This is a genomic window from Streptomyces beijiangensis (assembly GCF_017315755.1).
Taxonomy (GTDB): Bacteria; Actinomycetota; Actinomycetes; order Streptomycetales; family Streptomycetaceae; genus Streptomyces; species Streptomyces beijiangensis.
In genome coordinates this window covers 1-4345 of sequence record NZ_JAFLRJ010000588.1, presented here as the reverse complement: position 1 = coordinate 4345, position 4345 = coordinate 1, and the positions used below count along the sequence as shown (strand labels likewise).

General features: G+C 71.0%; 3 protein-coding genes. All 3 read right to left on the bottom strand.

From position 1 onward, the window contains the following. Positions 1-963, bottom strand: a 963-nt coding sequence (locus tag J0695_RS44505) for a protein kinase (RefSeq protein WP_307798881.1), incomplete at its 3' end; no start/stop codon positions are given. A 99-nt stretch (positions 964-1062) separates the two neighbouring features. Then, positions 1063-2943: a serine/threonine-protein kinase gene (locus J0695_RS37230; protein ID WP_206969185.1), complete on the bottom strand. Its 1881-nt coding sequence runs from the start codon at positions 2941-2943 to the stop codon at positions 1063-1065. A 312-nt stretch (positions 2944-3255) separates the two neighbouring features. Beyond that, on the bottom strand, positions 3256-4345 hold a 1090-nt coding region (locus J0695_RS37225), incomplete at its 5' end, for a glycerol-3-phosphate dehydrogenase/oxidase (RefSeq protein WP_206969184.1).

Below are 4345 nucleotides of genomic sequence, written 5' to 3'. Positions count from 1 at the left end.
CGCCGACACCGGAGCGTGGCGCGGCTCCGTGCCAGCTTCCGGTTCCGCCGCCACTGCCACCGCCGCGCGCCTCGTCGCTCCAGGTGCCGGCCAGTTCGGCGCGGCGCGGGGGCGGGGGCGTCGCGTCGGGGTTCCCGGTGGGACCGTACGGGCTGCCCGCGGCGGGTCCGTAGCCGGGCGGAATGGCCGCGGTCTCCTCCGCGGCCCGCGCAGCGGCACGGGCACCCGCGCGGCGCGGGGATCCCCGCCGGGCTGCTGCTCGACCGGCGGTGAGAGCTCGACCTGCGCGCCCACACCCTCAGCCGCGGCCTCCTCATTGCCCGCGTCCTCGTCCGTGCCATCGGCGGTGTCCTCGTCCTCGCCGTCGGCCGGCGGTACGGGGTCATAACCGCACAGCGCCTCCTCGGCCGCGCCCGACGCGAGACCGGTGAGCACCACGCGCCCGTCGTCGCAGATCAGCACCGTACGGGCGGTGATGTTGCGGTGGGTCCAGCCGTGAACATGCAGCACCCGTAAGGCGGTCAGCACATCGGAGGCGATCTCGGCGGCCCGGTACGGATTCAGCGGCCGCTCGGCCAGCAGCGACGCCAGCGGCCTCGCGGCGACCAGTTCACTCACTATCCACAGCGAGCCGCCTTCGGCGAAGACGTCGAAGACCTGGTCGAGGCGCGGATGGTCGGGGATCCGGGCCGCGGCCTCGGCGGCCTCGATGGCGCGCCGTACGGCAGGATCTGCGGCCCGCAGGGTGGTACGCCCCTGGCCACCGCCGTGCCGGGGGGAGGGCACCCCGCCCCCGTCGAGCATCTCCGCCTCGACGACCTCGGGCAGCGGCAGCTGGCGCACCAGCACTTCCTGCCCGCTGTAGGTGTCGAAGCCGCGGGTCTCGACCAGTTCGAACGCGTCGGACGGCGGCAGTGGCAGCCGATAGCGGTCAGCCAGCACTCGTCCCGAGTAGTCGTCCACGTCGCCTCCCCCCAGCGGCACGAAGTGGTCAATTGCGTTCGTTTACCGGCCTATTGCGGATGCGTACCGTCCGCGCTCTCTCACGATACGTGTCCTTGCTCAGTCCTTGGGGCTGAATGTCTTGAACGCTGTATCACGCAGCGTCGTGCACGCGGCGCCGTCCCACTCGCCGGCCTTGCAGGTGATCATGATGGCGTAACCGTGCTTGTCGTCGACCTTGAAGCCGCGGTTCAGCACGCGCACCTGCTGGCCGCTCTGTTGCCGCTCGAACTGCCAGTCCGCGACGGTCGGATACCCGTTGTAGCTGACCTGCTTGATGTAGATCTGCCGGTACCCGCTGAACCCGCCCTTTATCGCGCTCTCCTGCTCCCGCCAGGCAGCGGCCGCGTCATCGGTCGGGCTCTTGTTGAAGTCGATCTGGACGCGCGGGAAGCCGCCGCTCCGCGTGCTGAATATCCCGCCGGAGCTCACCCCCGCAACGCTGATGAGCTTGAAGTCCTTGGGCATGGCCATGGTGAAGTGGAAGCGCCCGTTGGTCCTGGTCGCGTACCCCGCGGGCAGTGCGTCCCCGCCCGAGGCCCCGCCGGAGGCCGACTGACCGGGCGACGGCGATGCGGAGTTGCCGCCCTTCCCCTGGCCACCGCCCTGGTTGCCCTGCCCCTTGCCCTTGTCCGTGCCCTTGCCCTGGTCCTTGCTGTCGTCCCCGCCGGCCGCACCGCTCGCCGATGCCTTGCCGGTGGGTGACGTGCCCTGGTTGCCCTTGCCCTTTTCGTCCCCGCGGAGCGAGATCGCCAGTACCGTCCCGAGCAGCGCCAGCACCACGACGACCGCGGCGATCACCAGCGTGCGCCGCGGCACCACATCGGTGAGCGAAGCGCGCGGCGGAGCGGGCCGTGCGGGCGGCACGGCAGCGGAGGGCGCCGGAGCAGCCTTCTCGTTCCGTACGGACTTGAGCGCACTCCGCACCCGCTCGGCAGCCGCGTCGGCGGTCTCCCTGGCCGACTTGCCGGGCTTCGCGGCCTTGACGGGCTTGGCAGGCTTGGCCGTCTTGACGGCCTTCTTCTTCTCCTCGGGCACCGGCGGCAGCGGGACGACCCGCGTCGCGTCGGCCGGCACCTCGGCGGTCTTCTGCGCCGCTTCGGGCGCGTTGACGATCTCGCTCAGCAGCGACCGTGCACCGGCGTCGTCGAGCCGCTGGTCCGGGTCCTTGGCGAGCAGACCGTAGATGACCTCCTCCAGCGGACCCGCGTTCTTCGGCGGGTCGAGCGGCTCGGTCATCACGGCGGTCAGGGTCGCGATCGCCGACCCCTTGTCGTACGGCGGCACGCCCTCGACGCTCGCGTACAACAGCCCGCCCAGCGACCACAGGTCTGCGGGCGGCCCCGGCTTGTGCCCCCGGGCGCGTTCGGGCGAGATGTACGAGGGGGCGCCCACCAGCATCCCGGTCGAGGTGACCGACGGGTCGCCCTCCACCTGGGCGATCCCGAAGTCGGTCAGGACGACCCGGCCGTCCTCCGCGATCAGCACATTGGACGGCTTCACATCGCGGTGCAGGATGCCCTCGCGGTGCGCGGCCCGCAGTACGTCCAGGATCGCGAGACCGACCTCGGCCGCACGACGGGGCGTCAGCACACCGTCCTCGCGCACCCGCTCGGCGAGCGATCCGCCTTCGACGAGCTCCATGACGATCCACGGCCGGTCGTCGTCGTCCACCACGTCGTAGACCGTCACGGCCCCGCTGTTGCGGATCCGGGCGATCGCCTTTGCCTCGCGCATCGTCCTGGTGATGAGACGGCGCTTCTCGTCCTCGTCGATGGCCGTGGGGAACCGCAGTTCCTTCACGGCGACGGTGCGGCCCAGCGTCTCGTCCACGGCCCGCCAGACCGTGCCCATGCCGCCTTTGCCGAGCACGTCCCCGAGCCGGTACCGCCCAGCCAGGAGACGTCCTTCGGTGTCCTTCGCCTGCTCCGCCTCCGACATGCGTCCCCTCTGCGATCAACCCGCCCTGGCAGAGCGTCCATTGTCTCTCACCTCGCGACCGATGACGGCCCCGGGTCCGCGCCCGCCCTGGGGCTCCGCCCCAGACCCCGGTCCTCGATCGCCGGACGGGCTATAAATAGCCCGTCAAGGGGTCCCCCCTGCTCGAGCGAAGCCGAGAGCTTGGGGGAGATTGAGGACAAGCGGCCGAAGGCCGCATACCTGGGTGCTGACCAGCAGCCGACCTGGCCCCCGTCCCCCCAGGGGCACCAACGGGCCGTCCTGGATATCGAGTTATGTCCGTAATGCGCACCCTCACCCCAGTGGCACGATGTCCGGCGCCCCGAGCCGCGCCGCGTCCGCCGTCAGGTCGTCCGGCTGCCGCTGCGACTCCCGCTCCGCCTCGACCCGCTTCTCGTAGTGCTCGACCTCCTTCTCGATCTGCTCCTTGTCCCAGCCGAGCACCTTCGCCATCAGCTCGGCCGCCTCGCGCGCACTGCGCGTCCCGCGGTCGAACGTCTCGATCGAGATCCGGGTCCGCCGGGTGAGCACATCGTCGAGATGCCTGGCCCCTTCGTGCGAGGCGGCATAGACGACCTCGGCCCGCAGATAGTCGTCGGCGGCCGCCAGCGGCTCCCCCAGCGACGCGTCCGCCGCGATCAGTTCGAGGATCTCCTCGATCATCGATCCGTACCGGTTCAACAGGTGCTCGACGCGCGCCACATGGAGCCCCGTGCGCACCGCGATCCGCGCCCGTGCGTTCCACAGGGCGTTGTACCCCTCGGCCCCGATCAGCGGCACGTTCTCCGTCACGCACTCGGCGACCCGCTGGTCCAGCGCGTGCACGGCCTCGTCGACCGCGTCCTTCGCCATCACCCGGTACGTCGTGTACTTGCCGCCCGCCACCACCACAAGGCCCGGCACCGGGTGCGCCACCGTGTGCTCCCGCGAGAGCTTGCTCGTCGCGTCCGACTCGCCGGCCAGCAGCGGCCGCAGCCCCGCGTACACGCCCTGCACGTCGTCCCGCGTCAGCGGCACCGCGAGCACCGAGTTCACATGCTCCAGGAGGTAGTCGATGTCCGCGCTCGACGCCGCCGGGTGATCCTTGTCCAGGTCCCAGTCGGTGTCGGTCGTCCCCACGATCCAGTGGCGTCCCCACGGGATCACGAACAGGACGGACTTCTCCGTCCGCAGGATCAGCCCGGTCGTCGAGTGGATCCGGTCCTTCGGCACCACCAGATGGATGCCCTTCGACGCCCGCACATGGAACTGACCGCGCTCGCCGATCAGCGCCTGGGTGTCGTCCGTCCACACCCCCGTGGCGTTCACGACCTGCTTGGCCCGGATCTCGTACTCCCCGCCGGCCTCGACGTCCTTCACCCGGGCCCCCACGACCCGCTCCCCC

Bases quoted from the DNA above. Each gene is read 5' to 3' on its own strand.
- J0695_RS37230 (WP_206969185.1), bottom strand. From the start codon at position 2,943: ATGTCGGAGGCGGAGCAGGCGAAGGACACCGAAGGACGTCTCCTGGCT.